Below are 536 nucleotides of genomic sequence, written 5' to 3' on the forward strand. Positions count from 1 at the left end.
ACCGTATGGTCTATCTGCACCTGCTCCAGCGGCGCGGTCACGGCAGGAGGCTCGCCGCCCACACCTTGTAGGTCACGAGCGGCATCCTGGCCTTCCCGCCGGCGGATGACCTTGGGCGGGTCAAGGCTAGCGATCCGTAAGGCCACGGTATTGCGCGCCGGCACTCGCAGTTTTTGAGCCTTGCACACCTGAGTGACTTCGCGGTGAAAGGCCGCTAGGCTGCGCTTCTGCTTGGTCAGGAACCGCTTTTGCAGTAGCTCGTGGATGACGCGCTCGACCGGTTCCGGCAAGCGCCCCTTACCTTTACCTCCACCGGACTGGCCGGGCACCAGATCCGTCACGAGGCCGCTGCCTTGCCGGGCACGCCGGATCAGAACGTATACCTGGCGCCGAGACAAGCCCAGCGCCTGAGCCGCCATATCGGCCGCTTCGTGCCCGACCGTCTCCGACTGCGCCAACGGACTGATGATCTCCGCACGACGGCGCGCACGCTCCCAAGCCTCATCAGGCAGAGTGGCCACGCCTTGTTCTGGAAT

Annotated in this window: 1 protein-coding gene; it reads right to left on the minus strand. The window is 65.1% G+C overall.

What is annotated here, in order from left to right; all coding sequences use genetic code 11:
* The coding region (locus ABD361_RS30550) for a helix-turn-helix domain-containing protein (RefSeq protein WP_425583379.1) at positions 1-521 on the minus strand (521 nt) is incomplete at its 3' end.
* Positions 522-536: the final 15 nt, after the last annotated feature.

This window comes from Streptomyces luteosporeus, assembly GCF_039532865.1.
Classification (GTDB): domain Bacteria; phylum Actinomycetota; class Actinomycetes; order Streptomycetales; family Streptomycetaceae; genus Streptomyces; species Streptomyces luteosporeus.